Origin of the sequence: Ochrobactrum chromiisoli (assembly GCF_026241335.1) — a bacterium.
GTDB lineage: Bacteria > Pseudomonadota > Alphaproteobacteria > Rhizobiales > Rhizobiaceae > Brucella > Brucella chromiisoli.
The window spans coordinates 61,730-78,640 of record NZ_JAPHAV010000003.1 but is presented as its reverse complement, the minus strand read 5'-3'; the positions used below and the strand labels follow the sequence as shown (position 1 = coordinate 78,640).

The window sequence follows — 16,911 nt, the reverse complement described above, 5'->3', positions numbered from 1 at the left end:
GATCAGTTATCGGAAACGATCGTGCAGCGTCCCCTGCCTTGCAGAATTTCGGCCAAGCCGCCGTTTTCATGAATGGAATAGACTATTATCGGAATGTTGTTCTCACGTGCAAGTGCAACTGCTGTGGTATCCATGACAGCCAGTCCGCGATCAAGAACTTCCTTATGGGTGAGATGATCGAAACGGGTGGCTTCCGGGTCTTTTTTAGGATCGGCGGTATAGATACCGTCGACTTGTGTTCCCTTCAAAAGTGCATCCGCACCGATTTCAGCAGCACGCAGGGCCGCCGCAGAATCTGTCGTGAAGAATGGATTGCCGGTGCCGCCCGCAAAAATAACAACCTTGCCCTCATCCATATAAGCAGTTGCCTGCCGCTGGGAGAAGCTCTCGCAGATTTCGGGCATGGCGATTGCCGACAGAACGACAGCATCCACACCGATCTTGTGCAGCGAGGTGCGCAAAGCCAGCGAATTGATGATGGTTGCGAGCATACCCATGTGATCACCGATCACGCGGTCGCCCCCCTTTGAGGCAACAGCCACGCCGCGGAAAATATTACCGCCGCCAATGACAACGCCAACCTCGACGCCAAGAGCACGCGCCTGCTTGATGTCGTTTGCAATGCGATCAGCGACCGAAACATCGATGCCAAACCCCTGACTGCCCATCAGTGCCTCACCAGAGGCTTTCAAAAGAACGCGTTTATAGGCGGGCTTAACGGACATGGAGGTTTCTCCGCAGATGATGAACGACTGTTACTATTGAGGTTGCGATACACGAAGGGCACCGCGTTGTCACGCGATGCCCTTCATAATCAAAAACCTTTTCAGACGAAAAGACTGATTAGCCTTTAACTGCCGCAGCAACTTCAGCAGCAAAATCGCTTTCTTCCTTCTCGATACCTTCGCCAAGCGCAATACGCGCAAATCCGGTGATCTTGGCAGGAGCGCCGATCGACTTTTCAGCTTCCTTGAGTGCTGCTTCAACAGTAAGGTCAGGATTGATAACGAAAGCCTGCGAAAGAAGAACAACTTCTTCGTAGAACTTGCGCATACGGCCTTCGATCATCTTTTCGATGATATTGTCTGGCTTGCCCGATTCACGAGCCTGCTCGATGAAGATCGCCTTTTCGCGCTCAGCAGCAGCCGGATCAACATCAGCAGCAGTCAGAGCAAGCGGGTTGATCGCAGCAACGTGCATGGCAACCTGACGACCGAATGCGCTTGCAGCTTCTGCATTGCCTTCCGTTTCGATTGCAACGAGAACGCCGAGCTTGCCGAGGCCATCTGCAACGCCATTGTGAATATAGGTAGCAACTGCACCCTTGGAGACTTCAAGAGCTGCCGAACGGCGGAAGCTGATGTTTTCACCGATGGTTGCAACAGCATCCTTAGCAGCCTGCGTTACCGACTTGCCTTCGATGTTTGCTTCAGCAACAGCTTCAGACGAACCGTCAGTCGACAGAGCGGTCTGGGCAATCTTGCGAACGAGATCCTGGAAAGCATCGTTGCGGGCAACGAAGTCGGTTTCGGAGTTGACTTCAACAACAACAGCCTTGTTGCCGGAAGCTGCAACGCCAACCAGACCTTCAGCAGCCGTACGGCCAGCCTTCTTGTCAGCCTTAGCGATACCCTTGGCGCGCAGATAATCAACAGCGGCTTCGATGTCGCCATTGGTTTCAGCAAGCGCTGCCTTGCAGTCCATCATGCCAGCGCCGGTCAGTTCGCGGAGTTCTTTAACCTGTGATGCGGAAATGCTCATTGTGTCGCCTTTCACGAAAGCGAAGGCACACCGAATGGGTGTGCCAACTTTTAACCGACGCTGATTGCATCGGAACGAATGAAGTTATCCACCCGTCATATGACGAGTGGATGAAAATCATAAACGCTGATTATGCGCCTGCAGCCGGAGCTTCGAGAGCTGGCTCAACAGGAACTTCAGCCTGTGCACCAATGTCGATGCCCATAGCGCCCTGCTGACGTGCAATACCGTCGAGAGCAGCGCGTGCAATCAGGTCGCAATAAAGCGAAATAGCACGTGCAGCATCGTCGTTGCCCGGGATTGGATAGTCGATCTGATCTGGATTACAGTTCGAATCGATGATCGCAACAACTGGAATACCAAGACGCTTGGCTTCCTGGATAGCAATTGCTTCCTTGTTGGTGTCAACGATGAACATCAGGTCAGGAACCGAACCCATGTCCTTGATGCCACCGAGTGCGCGGTCAAGTTTTTCACGTTCGCGCTCAAGGTTCAGGCGTTCCTTCTTGGTGAAGCCCTGTGCTTCGCCGGAAAGGATTTCGTCAAGCTTGCGCAGACGCTGGATCGAATTCGAGATTGTCTTCCAGTTGGTCATCATGCCGCCGAGCCAGCGCGCGTTGACATAGTACTGAGCCGAACGGGCTGCTGCGTCAGCAATAATGTCCGAAGCCTGACGCTTCGTGCCAACGAACAGAACACGACCGCCGCGAGCAACGGTGTCAGAAACGACCTTCAACGCGTTGTGCAGCAGAGGAACGGTCTGAGACAGATCGAGAATGTGGATATTGTTGCGGTCGCCATAGATGTAAGGAGCCATCTTTGGGTTCCAGCGGTGAGTCTGGTGACCGAAGTGAACACCAGCTTCCAGAAGCTGGCGCATGCTGAATTCAGGCAATGCCATCTGTATTTTCCTTTTCCGGTTTAACCTCCACGGGCTGAGGCGATCACTCGCCACCGGAGGCTGAGGCCGGATTTCTCCCGGCAAAAGCCCAATCCCGTGTGTGGAATAGGCGCGCTGTTAAACCAACGCGCCGATAAATGCAAGCCCTGCCCCTCAAATACGGGAGAGCGTTTGATTTCACCAATCAGATGAAACCAAGCTGTGTGGCTATATAAGCTAGCGGCTCAAGCTATTCAAATTCTCAGCTTAGCAGCTCTCTCACTTTTCAGGCATCAGTGAAGAATGATGGGAGGAAATCAACCATCGCTTATGATCCCAAACATAAGTAAACGTATAGCGGGCCTGCACTTTCTTCCCGTCAGCAAAAGTAAAAGTGTAAACACCTGTGTCAATCGCGTCATTACAACCAACTCGGATTGTGCGGCTATCTATATGCCCGACCGGATGCTCTTTTAAAAAATGTTCAAAGTAATCGATCCGCTCCCCGTCAGTCTTACGCACACGATTGGACATCGTAGGCAGAAGCACCGAGTCACGTGCGTAGTTTGCGGCTACTTTACGCGCATCTCCTGTCCGCAGTGAATTGTTCCAACGATCAAAGAGAGTGGCAATCTGAGCCTTGTCTGTTCGCACACATTGAGGATTGGCTTTTGTCACCGGGTGGTGATGCTTGGCAGCCGCCATAGACGGAGAAGCTGCCAAGAAAACAACAGAAGCCAGAAACAATAATTTCTTCATAAAACAATCCACATAAATAATTTTACTATATCACGTCTTTATAACTATAAAAAAACAATAAAATGAAACTTAATCGGCATGCAACCGCAATTAATAGTTATAAAATATACCTCTTACTAAGGGCAGGCTTGTTTAACGGTGCTTTTATCCTCGCCATAAACATCGAGCTTAACCAACTTTCCGTGCATGGAAAAATCTCCATAGTCCATGGTCAGGTCACGGGTGATGCCGTTTCGGTAGAGCTTGAAATTGATACGATAGATTGGAAGACCGTCCTGCTTTTCCTTGTCGTCAAAATAGGAGATCGTCACCGGCCAGACATTGTCCCTCATGAACTTGCCCATGGCTTTGGCTTCATCGCCCTTGGCTTGCTGTTCCTTACCGACAACAACGGTCGTCGAAACAACACGGTCCGCGTCTTCTGATGCATCATAAAGAGACGTCTGGTAAAATTTCTCTCCGGCTACAGCCTTGGCAACAAGTTCTTCCATATGCATGGTTGGAAACTGCGTCGCCTTCAGATCAAGCTTGTTTTCCTTCGGCTTGGTGAGTGCAACCACGGTCTTTCCATCTTCAACCTTGGCATCACCGCGTACTTCCTTGACCAGCTCCTTGTCGACAAAGGTTTTGTTGACGAAACGGAAATCCTTGCCGTTACCACTTTCAAAGGTTGTCGTCTGCTGATCAGTCACGCGTTGCGGCTGCTCGTCCATGTCAATGCGTGTTACAAAACGAAAATTCGTTGTGTAACCTTCGCAAGCAGAACCATTAAACTCGTAAACCATGCGGCCCGTCAGACCAGTGATCCCGGATTTTTCATCGGCACGATCCAATGTAAGATCATACACTGCGCGATGCGGAACCAACGTCACCGTCGAAGCCGCATTGGCAACGCCGCCCCAGATACAAACCGCAGCTCCGGACGCCGCAAATGCCATACTCAAAAAACGCATATATGAATCTCCCGATCTGTTGAGGAGCATGATAAAAAAACTCGTGGCGGAAGCGAGGCAAAAATCGCACCCTCCCCAAAAGCTTCACCGATTCTATGTATAAAGTCGGAAGTAGAAGGCATTAAGTTAGCAAGGATTAATGGAATGACCGACACAATCGACAGCCGTCTTAAAAATCTGGGTATATCTTTGCCGGAGGCAGCAGCGCCAGCCGCAAACTATGTGCCTTTCGCACAGACGGGCTCTTTGCTGCTCACATCCGGTCAGCTTCCACTGGAAAACGGCAAGCTTGTGCACACAGGCCAGATTGGCGATACCTTAACGGTTGCTCACGGTCAGACGGCTGCACGCGCCTGCGCCATCAACATTCTGGCACAGGCAAAGGCAGCGCTTGGCGATCTTAACCGCATTAAGCGAATTGTGAAAATCACCGTATTCGTATCTTCGAGCACAACGTTCGTTGAGCAACACCTGGTTGCCAATGGCGCATCCGATCTGCTCGTCGCAGTCCTTGGTGATGCGGGTAAACACGCGCGCTCCGCTGTCGGTGTGGCAAGCCTGCCGCTGAATGCACCTGTTGAAGTTGAAGCCATCATTGAGGTTGCATAATGTCTTCTCCTGAATGGCTCAAAAAGCAGCCGATTGCGCATCGTGGTCTCCACGACCTCAACAATGCGCGCTGGGAAAACACGCTCTCAGCCTTTGATGCAGCCGCAAAAGCCGGCTTTGCGATTGAATGCGACGTACACCTGACCAAAGATGGCGGCGTCATCGTGTTTCATGATGATGATCTTGAACGCCTTACTGGACGCAAAGGCCGTATCAGCGATCTGACACTTGCCGAAGCCACTGAGTTGCGCATTGGCGACACAGATGATCATGCGCCAACGCTCAAGCAGATGCTTGACCTTGTGGCTGGCCGCGTGCCTATCGTAATCGAGCTGAAGGGCATTGAAGGCCGTGATGACGGCCTTGTGGCCGCCGTCGCCAAGGAATTGGCGGATTATAAGGGCGAAGTTGCAATCATGTCTTTCGACCATCATCTGGTGCGACTGTTTGCAAGCGATGCTCCGGGCATTCCCGGCGGCCTGACGGCTGAAGGCACCAGAATGAAGCATTTCGAGGCACATTTCTCGATGCTCGCGCATCCGATTTCATTCGTATCCTACAATGTGCATCATCTACCCAACCCGTTCGTCAGCTTCGTGCGCGACAAGCTCAACCTTCCGGTCATCAGCTGGACAGTGCGCGATATGGAAATGAAGAAGCACAGCGATCTCAACGTGGACCAGATTACCTTTGAAGGTTTCGATCCCCGATCATTGGTAGCCTAGAGAGAAAATCCATGAGTGACGACGAGAGGCAGACTGAGCAAAGCTTCGCCCTTCGCGTCGTCGAAAGCGTCGGCGATTTTTCGGAAGCCGAATGGAACCGCCTTGCCGGAGCCTCCCGGCAGGGTGACAATTATAACCCCTTTGTTTCACGCGCATTTCTTCTGGCGCTGGAACAATCCGGCTCCGTGTCTCAACAAGCTGGCTGGTTACCCCATTATCTACGCCTCGAAGACAATCAGGGGTTTCTAATTGGAGCCGTCCCCAATTACCTGAAAGGGCATAGCCAGGGCGAATATGTCTTCGACCACGGCTGGGCAGATGCTTTTGAGCGCGCAGGCGGCCGATACTACCCAAAGTTTCAGGCTTCCATTCCTTTCACCCCCGCCACTGGCCCACGATTGCTGCATCATCGGGAGTTTGAACCGGAAGCCATTCAGGTCGCTCTCGCAACCGGACTTCGGCAACTCACTGATCAGACAGGCGCTTCTTCTGCACATGTAACATTTGCGCCTTTAAGCGAAATTTCGGCACTCGAAGCAGCCGGCTTTCTTCATAGAACGGATCAACAGTTTCATTTCATAAACAATGGCTTTTCTAAATATGATGGTTTTCTAAATGAACTTGTTTCCAGAAAACGCAAAGCCCTCAAAAAAGAGCGCCGCGATGCGCTTTCCGAAGGCGTAGAAATCGACTGGCTGACTGGCAAGGATCTGACGGAATCTGTATGGGACGACTTTTTTGAGTTCTACGTAGATACGGGTAACCGCAAATGGGGGCGCCCTTACCTCAACCGTCAGTTTTTCTCGCTGATTGGTGAAGCGATGGCCGAAGACATATTGCTGGTAATGGCAAAACGCAGCGGACGTTATATTGCCGGTGCCATCAATTTTATCGGCAGCGATACGCTCTATGGCCGACACTGGGGCTGCATCGAAGATCACCCCTATCTCCATTTCGAAGTCTGTTACCATCAGGCAATCGACTTTGCGATTGAGCGAAAACTGCGCGTTGTCGAAGCGGGTGCGCAAGGTGAACACAAGCTTGCCCGTGGCTATGTGCCGGTCACAACCCATTCCGCGCATTACATTGCACATGAAGGCTTCCGCCGTGCGGTCAGTGACTATCTGGAACATGAACGGCACGAAATCGAACAGATCCACACGGCACTGGAAAAGCACACGCCTTTCAGGCACACATAACCAGCTTGATAATTGAGTGAACTGGAGAAACAAGCATGTCTGCCACCTATGACGGCAACAACATTTTCGCGAAAATCCTGCGCGGCGAAATTCCGTCAACACGCGTTTATGAAACGGATGATGTCGTCGCTTTTATGGATGTCATGCCGCAGGGAACCGGCCACACGCTGGTTGTTCCCAGAGCACCATCGCGCAATCTGCTTGATGCAGAGCCGGAAGCGCTCGCTCAAGCCATCAAGGCCGTTCAAAAGATCGCCAATGCCGTGAAGAAAGCTTTTGATGCCGATGGCGTCACTGTCAGCCAGTTCAATGAACCGGCAGCAGGCCAGACAGTTTATCATCTGCACTTCCACGTCATCCCGCGTTTTGAGGGTGTAGAATTAAAGCCTCATACCGGAAAAATGGAAGATCCAGCCGTTCTTACAGCAAATGCTGAGAAAATCCGCGCAGCACTTTGATAAGAATCATCTTTATAAGCTTAACAAACCCGTTATCAGAAACGCCTCTGTCACCAATATTCCGACAAGCAACCGCTTTCCGGCAATGAGATAAGCAACAAAACCGGCAGCGGCTGATCCAACGCGCAACCACATCGGGGAGTTCGCAAGCTCCCCGTTCGGATAAAGAATAAGCTGGGCGATCACACCCGCGACAAGTGCCGTCGCGACACAGCGCACGAACACCAGAACCTCGGAATCTTCGCGTATCCGACCGCCAACAATGACGCCCATAACACGGAAAAGATAGGTCGGAAGTGCGCCTGCAAGCAGGATGAACATAAGCGGCCACCACCAGTCGGAATAACTGTCCCAGTTCATTGCACAGCCTCCTTCTTTGCCTTGCGCAAACGATGAAAGACAAATGCAATCAATCCGCCAACGACTCCCGTCACCAACAGATCATAGCCCGGTGCGAATTGATGAAAGATCGGAAACAGCACGATGCCGGAAACCATGGCAATCTGCCCTGCCCGTTCCCGCGCTGATCGCCAGAGCGACGTCAGAAAATACATTGGCGTAAGCATGAAAAGCGCTGCAAACACCACCGGCGGAAACGACGCCGATAATGTATAAACCAAGGCCACCACAAGCGCATTCGTTCCGACCAGAACGCTTCCAATGCCTGCAAAATAGCTTGTGCGCATATCGCGCGGCACATTGCGCAGCTCTTCCATCGCCATGACCCAGGCGGTCACTGCCACAAAATGACAAAGCGCTGCCAGCGTCAGCTTGCGCGTCTTTGGGCCTTTCAGCTCCGGTAAAAGTGCCACCACCATCGGCATAAGCCGAACCGACGACAATCCGACCGCCAAAGCTGCGGCAGGGATTGAAGCTCCGGCGCTGATCGCACCAATGAGCACCACCTTAGCAGGCAGTGCCCAGATGGTGAGTGTCATAAACACCGCCTGCCCGACAGTTATGCCGCTTTCAATCGCCAGTCCTGAAAAGCCAATAAACGAACTCATCAGCAAGATAGCAGGCACACTCACAATGCGTCGTGTGCCACGAAAAAACCAGCCAAGATGGCCAGATTGCTCTGCTGAGTGATGGTCGGAACTAGGGAATGGACTCGAAGACATACGGTAATTAGATCATGAGAGAGAGAAAATGCACCCGATATAAAAAGGCCCTTCACGTGAAGGGCCTTTTTACGTTTTTATTTCTTACGCGGCACTTTAGGGACCGATGATTTTGCCGTTGATGCCTTGGCAGAAGGTTTTGACTCGGCATCATCCTTGCCAGCGAGTACCTTTTCCTTCTCAGGCTTCTTTGCCGCAGCCTTCTTGCGAACGGGCTGCTTCTTTTCCGCCGGAATATCCTTTTTAGGCTTCACTGGCTTGTCCGAAGAAAGGGTTTCAAGCACGAGATCGGTTTTACCATCCTCTTTCTTCTTCACATCAACCCGAACCGTACCGCCATTTTTCAAGTTGCCAAAAAGCACTTCATTGGCCAATGGTTTCTTGATGTGCTCCTGAATAACGCGCGCCAGTGGACGCGCGCCCATGCGCTCATCGTAGCCCTTGTCAGCAAGCCATGCGATAGCGGGCTCGGTCAGTTCGAATGTCACACCACGTTCTGCAAGCTGCGCTTCAAGCTGAAGCACGAACTTCTGCACAACTTGATGAATGACGGGAACCGGCAGCGGACCAAACGGAACAATTGCGTCGAGACGGTTGCGGAATTCCGGCGTAAACAACCGGTTGATCGCTTCCATGTCGTCACCTTCACGCCGCGTCGAACCGAAACCAATCGCAGCCTTTGCCATATCGGCGGCACCGGCATTGGTGGTCATGATCAGGATAACATTGCGGAAATCGATCTTCTTGCCGTTGTGATCGGTAAGCGAGCCATGATCCATAACCTGCAACAGAATGTTGTAAAGGTCCGGATGTGCCTTTTCGATTTCATCGAGCAACAGCACGCAATGCGGATGCTGATCCACGCCATCGGTCAAAAGACCGCCCTGATCGAAGCCGACATATCCGGGAGGCGCACCGATCAAACGCGATACAGTGTGACGCTCCATATATTCCGACATGTCGAAACGAAGCAGTTCGACGCCAAGCGACGATGCAAGCTGCTTGGCAACTTCTGTCTTACCAACACCTGTCGGGCCGGAGAACAGATAAGAACCAATGGGCTTATCCGGCTCGCGCAAGCCTGCACGGGCAAGCTTGATTGCAGCCGAAAGCGCCTCAATCGCGAGATCCTGACCATAAACAACGCGCTTGAGCTCTGCATCAAGATGCGAGAGCACAACCTCATCATCCTTGGAAACCGACTTGGGCGGTATCCGCGCCATGGTGGCAATGGTTGCTTCGATTTCCTTGACACCAATGGTCTTCTTGCGCTTGTTTTCCGGCAGAAGCATCTGGCTTGCACCGGTTTCATCGATCACGTCGATGGCTTTATCCGGCAATTTGCGATCCGAGATATAGCGCGCGGAAAGCTCCACAGCCGACTTGATCGCATCAACCGTATATTTAACCTTATGGAAGTCTTCAAAATACGGCTTCAGACCCTTCATGATCTCAATGGCATCAGGGATCGAAGGCTCATTGACGTCGATCTTCTGGAAACGGCGCACAAGTGCACGGTCTTTTTCAAAGAACTGACGATATTCCTTATAGGTCGTCGATCCGATGCAACGGATTGCACCGGAAGACAGAGCAGGCTTCAACAGGTTTGATGCATCCATCGCACCGCCCGAAGTGGCACCCGCACCGATAACGGTGTGAATTTCGTCAATAAAGAGAACCGCACCCGGATAATCTTCAAGCTCTTTCACAACCTGTTTCAAGCGCTCTTCGAAATCACCGCGATAACGTGTACCGGCAAGCAGCGTGCCCATGTCGAGCGAGAAGATTGTTGCATTCGCAAGCGCTTCAGGCACGTCACCTTCAACGATACGCTTCGCAAGACCTTCAGCAATTGCCGTCTTGCCGACACCCGGATCGCCCACATAAAGCGGGTTATTCTTGGAGCGACGGCACAGCACCTGAATGGTGCGGCTGATCTCGCTGTCACGACCGATCAAAGGATCGATGCGACCGGATTTCGCTTTCTCGTTCAGATTGACGCAATAGGCGGTAAGAGCATCCTGCTTTTTCTTCGGACTTTCTTCCGGTTCCACGCTGGTGCGTTCTTCGCTCGGACTTTCCGCGCCACGCGGCGTGCGCGTTTCGCTGCTCTGCGTGCGTTTGGAAATGCCATGCGAGATATAATTGACGGCATCGTAGCGCGTCATCTGCTGCTCCTGAAGGAAATAGGCAGCATGGCTTTCCCGCTCGGCAAAAATGGCAACAAGCACGTTAGCGCCGGTCACTTCTTCGCGATTGGAGGACTGGACGTGAATAACCGCGCGCTGAATAACACGTTGAAAAGCGGCAGTTGGCTTGGAATCTTCATCATAGCCCGTGACGAGATTATCCAGCTCACGATCGATGTAATCGGTCACGATTCTTTTTAGATGCTCCAGATCGACGTTACAGGCGCGCATCACTGCGCCCGCATCCTGATCGTCGATCAGAGCAAGCAGAAGATGTTCGAGCGTTGCATACTCGTGATGCCGCTCGTTTGCGATTGTGAGGGCCTGATGCAGCGCCCTTTCAAGGCTAGATGAAAACGATGGCATATGACCTCACTTTTTCTCCATTACACATTGTAATGGATGCTGGTTTTGGCGGGCAAAATCCATGACCTGACTAACCTTGGTTTCAGCAACTTCGTATGTGAATACGCCGCACTCACCGACACCGTGGTTATGAACATGCAACATGATACGCGTCGCATCGTCCATGTCTTTCTGAAAAAAACGTTGCAGGACATGAATGACAAACTCCATAGGAGTATAGTCATCATTGAGAAGCAGAACGCGATAGAGGCTGGGCTTCTTGGTTTTGGGCTGCGTACGCGTAACCACAACGGTCCCGTTATCCGGTCCGTTCCCGCCGTTCGCCTTGCTTTGCATGACTGGATTTAAATACCGCATGTAACCTATCACCCAATGCCCAACTCTATGCCTGCTTGCCCTTCCTTATGTAGGGCGTCATAAGCTGATTTTAAGCCCTTCGCTGACACTTGCAACCGAGACTTATGACAAGGCTGCGCATTGGCACAGGTCTCTCCCAAAAATATTGCCAAATCTTATGATTTAAGCATCCGCGCAGAGCGTCCGCCAGCATCGATCGGGCTGAGTTCCATGGGCTTCCCCAAAAACGGCACCACAACTTTTTTTTAAAATGTGTGAATAATCCAGTTACCATAAACGGATTGGTAACGCTGATGACAGTAAGGTTCCTGAATTAGATTGCTGTGTGCCCTTTGTGCCGCAGTCCAAAAAAACCGGAATACAGGCAGGTCATCATCGTGCGTACCGCATTCAGTAAAGTCGCATATGTCATGAAAAGAACAGCGCAAGCTGCGCTTCTTCTTGCTGTTGTAACAGGCTGCTCTACGGCCACAACCACGGTTCCTGCTGCGGCCAATGATCGGTACGCTGCGATCGTGGTCGACGCCAACACAGGTAAAACACTGTTTGCATCCAGCGCCGATGCGAAACGTTACCCGGCGTCGCTGACCAAGATGATGACAATTTATATGCTTCTTGAGGCAATGCAGTCAGGTCGCATCAACAAAGACACGCGAATTCCGGTTTCCGCATATGCCGCAGCACGTCCACCGACAAAAATCGGCTTCAAAAAAGGCCAGTCCATTCGCGTCGAGGATGCAATCCTTGCAATGGTAACAAAGTCAGCGAACGACGTCGCAGCTGCATCCGGTGAATTCCTTGGCGGTTCGGAAGAGCGATTTGCACAGATGATGACGGCAAAAGCGCGTCGTCTTGGCATGAGCAACACCACATTCCGCAATGCTTCCGGCCTGCCAAACATGTCGCAGGTTACAACTGCGCGCGACATGGCAATCCTCAGCATTGCACTTCGCCAGCATTTCCCGCGTGAATTTGCTTATTTTTCGCGCAGTAGTTTCCAATATCGCGGTCAAACCATTCGCGGTCACAACCGTCTGCTTGGCCGTATCGAAGGTGTTGACGGCATCAAGACCGGCTACACCAATGCTTCCGGCTACAACCTTGCCTCATCGGTTAATCTTGATGGACGCCGCATCGTCGCCGTCGTGATGGGTGGCAACACCGGCGCAAGCCGCGATGCCCATATGGCGCAGCTCATCAAAAAATACCTGCCAATGGCAACACGTGGTCGCGCTTCCGAACCTCTCATTGCCATGCGTGGTGACGTTCCTCAGGTTGTCGCATCAGCTCAACTGCCAAAGGCACGCAACGCCCCAGTCCCTGTAGCCCGTCAAGCCGGCATTGAAGACGTCATCAACAATGAATCAGGTGAAGGCGACGTCGATCAGCCGCAGGTTCTGGCTCTTGCTGCACCAACGCCGCGTCCGGCAGCACTCGCCGCAGCGCAGGCAGCTGTCCGTCCAATGCCAAAGGCTGCAATCCCTGCGGCTCCTGCTCAGCATGATATTGATCCCGTAACAACCGCTTCTGCAGCTGCATCAGGCGGATGGGCTATTCAGGTTGGCTCGCTGCCAAGCGAAGGTCAGGCACGCGATATGCTTGCAAAGGTGTCCTCATCTGTTGGCGGACCACTTCGGTCAGCCTCCCCCCATACCGAGACATTCGTAAAAGGCGGTTCGACATTCTACCGCGCCCGCTTTGTCGGATTTTCGTCAAAGAAGGCAGCCTGGGATGCATGTGCATCGCTGAAAAAGAAGAGTTTTGGCTGCTACGCAGTCGCAAATTAATCCCAGCGAGGGGGTAGCCCCTCTCGTAACCGCTTTAGACCCGAAAATAGTATTGCGTAGAGGGTTTCGAGATGTCGAATATGAATGAAACGATCGGACAACATGCTTTGGCACCCAGCCTATGGGCTCTAGAAGCGCCACGGCCTTCAGCCCTCGGGTCCCTGTTTTCGGTGCAGGCACTTAAGCAGGCGGCGATTCGCATTGCAGATGTCCGTCATGGCAAAGGACTCCATACACGTGATCTGGTCGGCCTGCTGGTCAGCCACGCAGCGCGCAATCGCAGAATGGTACAACCGCGCACAATGATGCGCATGACCCTGCCCGTCACATCGGACAAGGTTTCAGTACGCCTCACCATCGAAAGCTGACATACGAAATGAAAAAAGCCTGCCAGAAACGGCAGGCTTTTTTCTTTGTAACCGTCCAACAAGACCTGCGTAACGCCTTTAGCGATCCCGCTTTAACGCAAACGAATCTAAAGCAATCCGAGATCCGCCAGCTCACGTCGCAATTCCGGTGGCAGAGCGGCTCTGCCAGATTTCCCCGCTGCTTCATCGGCAGGAACCTCATTTTCATTCAGATACCGCCACCCCTGAAAAGCGCGGCGCGGCTGCCACTCCGTCGGATGAATCTTGGGTTCGAGCACCAGATGACAGCGGTTGATTCCCTGCTCATCCGTAAACGGGCGTATGTCCAGAAGACGCTGGCGACATTGCACATTGCCCTTGATCACCCAATAGAGCGAACCACCTGCAAGCAATTCATCCACCCGTTTGGGAACCATGCGGGTTGTATGAAACTGCTCGGGCACAACACCGGCAGCACGCTGCTCCGCAAGCCTGAAATCAATCCAGGCTGCGAGGTCTTCAATACTGTCGCAACCGACGCAAAGTTTGACGAGATTAATTGCCATGGGCCTGATTTAGCCAAGCCGTGTGCAGTCTTCAAGTGATAAGAATCTGTCTCAGCAGGCAACCACATTAACAGCCAGTCCACCCTGACTGGTTTCTTTGTAGCGCTCGCTCATATCATGCCCCGTCTGACGCATGGTTTCGATACAGGCATCGAGCGGCACAAAATGCTGACCATCACCCTTCACCGCCAGAGATGCAGCCGTAACGGCTTTCACAGCACCGAGCGCATTGCGCTCAATACATGGCACCTGAACAAGCCCGGCGACTGGGTCGCATGTCATGCCCAGATGATGCTCAAGCGCGATTTCAGCAGCATTCTCAATCTGTTCGGGTGTTCCGCCCATAACGGCAGCAAGACCAGCGGCAGCCATCGCAGAGGCCGAACCAACCTCGCCCTGACAACCAACTTCTGCACCGGAAATAGAGGCATTATGCTTGATCACACCGCCAATGGCGGCCGATGTCAGGAGAAAATCACGAATGCCCTTCGCATCGGCATCATCATGAAAATGCAGATAGTAGCGCAACACTGCCGGAACCACACCCGCAGCGCCATTGGTCGGAGCCGTTACAACGCGCCCGCCGGAAGCATTTTCCTCATTGACCGCCATTGCGTAAACAGACAACCAGTCATTGGCGAGCAGCGGATTAAGCTTGTTATTGCGCCAATCCTCTTCCAGCCGCTCAAAAAGCTGCCGCGCACGACGGCGCACATTCAATCCACCCGGCATAATTCCATCGCGACTTAATCCACGCTCAATGCAGCCACGCATTGCACCCCAAATTCGATCGAGACCTTCGTCGAGATCAAGGCAAGACATATGGCATTCTTCATTGGCACGTTTCATATCGGCAATCGAAAGACCGCTCGTGTTGGCCATTTCAAGCATTTCGGCGGCGTTTTTGAACGGATAAGGCACATCAGCCTTTTCCTCACGCTTGCCGCCACTGGTCTGCACGCGGCTTAACTCTTCCGCAGTGACGACAAAGCCACCGCCAATCGAAAAATATACGCGGCGAAGCAGAAGCCGATCACTCTTGTCATAAGCTTCAAAAGCCATGCCGTTTGCATGCCCCGGCAAGGGCGTTTTGCGATCCAGCACCAGATCGGTTTTTGGATCGAATTGATAGGCAGGATGGCCAGCGGGATGGACGGTTTTCGCGCGCGAAACCTTTTCGACTTCGCTATCCATAATATCAGGATCGATCTTATCAGGTGTATAGCCGCAAAGCCCCAAGACCACAGCGCGATCAGTCGCATGACCAACGCCGGTATAAGCAAGCGAGCCATGCAGAACGGCCTTGAGACGAAAGACTTTGGCATTGGCTGGTTTTGGCCACTCGCCGGCGATCAGCTCGTCGAGAAACATATGGGCGGCGGTCATCGGGCCCATCGTATGTGAACTCGAAGGTCCAATGCCAATCTTGTAAAGATCAAATACCGAAAGAAACATTCTACACCTATCCAGCCCAAATTCAGGCTGTGCAATTCCATGTGCCAAGCCGCATAAAACGGCAGACCAAGATGATATTACACCATTAACAGATAGTGTAGGAGAGCAACAACGCCAACAGAATGCCGGATTGCGGCATCATTTTTCCGCTTTCCGCAGCGCGTTTGGCATTACACCGAGAAAAGATAAGCCATGAGAATGATAGCGGCGAGGCCAACGACTGCCCAGAGCGTTACGCCCCAGCAGGATTTTTGAACGGTTTCGTCCATGGATATTTTTAAAACCTTGTTGTGCAACTCTTGTTAGCAGCGTCCTTCACAACGCTGTTACCGGAGATATAGCCCTGACGCAGATGAAACGCAACGCTGAAAAGTGGCTGAAATGCGGCGCGTTTATTATTCTCACAAAGGTACGTTTCAAAAACCCTCTTTGTTTCAGCATCTTAACAACAAAGGTGCTTAACAAAAGCTTAAAAGTCACGGCGAAATTGCGGCATCAGGGTTGTGGAAGCAGCATATCTGTCTTTCCGGTCAGCCAATAGGCTGTCAAACCCACCCATTCCCGCACCGCAACGCTAAAGCGCGACAACGCCTCATTGGGTGATTCAAAATAAAGCGAAAAGCGCTGTTTTGCGGGTGTCTTATAATCAACAGGCCATGCAACGACATCAAAACCTGCCTTACGAAAACACCCGATGGAACGTGGCATATGATAAGCCGAAGTTACCAAAAGCCACGTCTCTCCAGCCTTCGGCTCTGCCAGAGCCTTGGAAAACACGGCATTTTCAACTGTATTGCGTGACTTATTCTCAAAAATGAAACGATCGCCGGAAAAGCCAAGATCGGCCAGCATGGTGCGCGTGCTGTCGGCCTCCGGCTTTGCTTCCTCAAAAAACGCTCCGTCACCGCCCGACACAATCACCTTTGCATCCGGATAAAGCCGCGCAAGCCGCATCGTCTCAAATATCCGGTCAGCCGCGCTGTTCAATTCGAATCCGGGACGCCCCGCATTGATGTCGCCATTCATATAACCGCCCAAAACCACAATTCCGTCCACATGCTGCGGAAGTTCAGTTATTTTGGCAAAGCGATCTTCCAGAGGCACAAGCATAATGCTGCCAAGCGTTGTATATGCACTGACAAACAAGATCACTGCACCGCTTATCAGCGCGGCGAGCCCCAGTTTCCTTAACCCGGTCCAGATCAACACGAGTGCGAGCAACAGCAGGACGAAGATGATGGTCAGCGGCTGGAAAAACAGCCAGAAAAGCTTGGAAACGCTGAAAAACAAATCGAACTCCGACAAGAACTGCTGATTTCACAACGGCGTAACGAATCCGTTATTCGACATACTATAGCCATGTCAGCGCATGTGATAGA

General features: G+C 52.2%; 18 protein-coding genes. 6 read left to right on the top strand and 12 right to left on the bottom strand.

The annotated features are described in order from the left end of the window. Positions 1 to 2: 2 nt before the first annotated feature. The 5 genes from pyrH to eipB all read right to left on the bottom strand — a co-directional run bounded on the left by pyrH (position 3) and on the right by eipB (position 4,353). The gene (gene pyrH, locus OPR82_RS09590; RefSeq protein ID WP_265984564.1) at positions 3 to 725 is read right to left on the bottom strand and encodes a UMP kinase; all 723 of its coding nucleotides are present in this window, start codon (positions 723 to 725) and stop codon (positions 3 to 5) included. A gap of 118 nt (positions 726 to 843) precedes the next feature. Beyond that, positions 844 to 1,761, bottom strand: a complete 918-nt coding sequence (gene tsf, locus OPR82_RS09585) for a translation elongation factor Ts (protein ID WP_265984563.1) — start codon at positions 1,759 to 1,761, stop codon at positions 844 to 846. A gap of 130 nt (positions 1,762 to 1,891) precedes the next feature. Continuing rightward, positions 1,892 to 2,662, bottom strand: a complete 771-nt coding sequence (rpsB, locus tag OPR82_RS09580) for a 30S ribosomal protein S2 (RefSeq protein WP_265984562.1) — start codon at positions 2,660 to 2,662, stop codon at positions 1,892 to 1,894. Between the two features lie 258 nt (positions 2,663 to 2,920). Then, on the bottom strand, positions 2,921 to 3,400 hold the full coding sequence (locus OPR82_RS09575) for an SgcJ/EcaC family oxidoreductase (protein ID WP_265984561.1): 480 nt from the start codon (positions 3,398 to 3,400) through the stop codon (positions 2,921 to 2,923). A gap of 116 nt (positions 3,401 to 3,516) precedes the next feature. After that, positions 3,517 to 4,353, bottom strand: a complete 837-nt coding sequence (eipB, locus tag OPR82_RS09570) for a cell envelope integrity protein EipB (protein ID WP_265984560.1) — start codon at positions 4,351 to 4,353, stop codon at positions 3,517 to 3,519. Positions 4,354 to 4,497: 144 nt separating this feature from the next. Between eipB and OPR82_RS09565 the strand changes: the two genes are divergently transcribed. Genes OPR82_RS09565 through OPR82_RS09550 form a run of 4 tightly spaced genes read left to right on the top strand, consistent with a single transcriptional unit; the run spans position 4,498 to position 7,344 of the window. After that, positions 4,498 to 4,962 carry a RidA family protein gene (locus OPR82_RS09565; RefSeq protein ID WP_265984559.1) on the top strand — a complete coding sequence of 155 codons (465 nt, stop codon included), beginning with the start codon at positions 4,498 to 4,500 and terminating at the stop codon, positions 4,960 to 4,962. Beyond that, positions 4,962 to 5,687, top strand: coding sequence for a glycerophosphodiester phosphodiesterase (locus OPR82_RS09560; protein WP_265984558.1), 726 nt, complete (start codon positions 4,962 to 4,964; stop codon positions 5,685 to 5,687). The genes OPR82_RS09565 and OPR82_RS09560 overlap by 1 nt, the downstream gene beginning before the upstream one ends. Positions 5,688 to 5,698: 11 nt before the next feature. After that, on the top strand, positions 5,699 to 6,886 hold the full coding sequence (locus OPR82_RS09555) for a GNAT family N-acetyltransferase (protein WP_265984557.1): 1,188 nt from the start codon (positions 5,699 to 5,701) through the stop codon (positions 6,884 to 6,886). A 35-nt stretch (positions 6,887 to 6,921) separates the two neighbouring features. After that, positions 6,922 to 7,344, top strand: coding sequence for an HIT family protein (locus OPR82_RS09550; RefSeq protein WP_265984556.1), 423 nt, complete (start codon positions 6,922 to 6,924; stop codon positions 7,342 to 7,344). Positions 7,345 to 7,356: 12 nt separating this feature from the next. On the opposite strand, the gene OPR82_RS09545 is transcribed toward OPR82_RS09550, so the two are convergent. From OPR82_RS09545 to clpS, 4 genes are all read right to left on the bottom strand, one after another. Continuing rightward, entirely contained in the window at positions 7,357 to 7,704 is a 348-nt protein-coding gene (locus OPR82_RS09545) for an AzlD domain-containing protein (protein WP_265984555.1), read from the bottom strand. Then, positions 7,701 to 8,351: an AzlC family ABC transporter permease gene (locus tag OPR82_RS09540; protein ID WP_265984554.1), complete on the bottom strand. Its 651-nt coding sequence runs from the start codon at positions 8,349 to 8,351 to the stop codon at positions 7,701 to 7,703. Before OPR82_RS09540 ends, OPR82_RS09545 begins: the two co-directional genes overlap by 4 nt. Positions 8,352 to 8,542: 191 nt before the next feature. Then, entirely contained in the window at positions 8,543 to 11,020 is a 2,478-nt protein-coding gene (gene clpA, locus OPR82_RS09535) for an ATP-dependent Clp protease ATP-binding subunit ClpA (RefSeq protein WP_265984553.1), read from the bottom strand. 6 nt (positions 11,021 to 11,026) lie between these two features. Continuing rightward, positions 11,027 to 11,377 carry an ATP-dependent Clp protease adapter ClpS gene (gene clpS / locus OPR82_RS09530; protein ID WP_265984552.1) on the bottom strand — a complete coding sequence of 117 codons (351 nt, stop codon included), beginning with the start codon at positions 11,375 to 11,377 and terminating at the stop codon, positions 11,027 to 11,029. Positions 11,378 to 11,754: 377 nt separating this feature from the next. Between clpS and OPR82_RS09525 the strand changes: the two genes are divergently transcribed. Both OPR82_RS09525 and OPR82_RS09520 read left to right on the top strand, forming a co-directional pair. After that, a complete protein-coding gene (locus OPR82_RS09525) occupies positions 11,755 to 13,164 on the top strand; it encodes a D-alanyl-D-alanine carboxypeptidase (protein ID WP_265984551.1) in 1,410 nt (469 codons plus the stop codon). Between the two features lie 71 nt (positions 13,165 to 13,235). Next, positions 13,236 to 13,532 (top strand): hypothetical protein, encoded by a 297-nt coding sequence (locus OPR82_RS09520; RefSeq protein ID WP_265984550.1) that lies wholly within the window; start codon positions 13,236 to 13,238, stop codon positions 13,530 to 13,532. Positions 13,533 to 13,639: 107 nt separating this feature from the next. Here the strand turns inward: OPR82_RS09520 and OPR82_RS09515 are convergent, their stop codons facing one another. From OPR82_RS09515 to OPR82_RS09505, 3 genes are all read right to left on the bottom strand, one after another. After that, complete coding sequence (locus OPR82_RS09515) at positions 13,640 to 14,077, bottom strand: DUF1489 family protein (RefSeq protein WP_265984549.1); 438 nt, start codon at positions 14,075 to 14,077, stop codon at positions 13,640 to 13,642. A 51-nt stretch (positions 14,078 to 14,128) separates the two neighbouring features. Next, on the bottom strand, positions 14,129 to 15,532 hold the full coding sequence (locus OPR82_RS09510) for an L-serine ammonia-lyase (protein ID WP_265984548.1): 1,404 nt from the start codon (positions 15,530 to 15,532) through the stop codon (positions 14,129 to 14,131). Between the two features lie 495 nt (positions 15,533 to 16,027). Next, positions 16,028 to 16,822, bottom strand: coding sequence for a YdcF family protein (locus tag OPR82_RS09505; protein ID WP_265984547.1), 795 nt, complete (start codon positions 16,820 to 16,822; stop codon positions 16,028 to 16,030). Between the last annotated feature and the right edge of the window lie 89 nt (positions 16,823 to 16,911).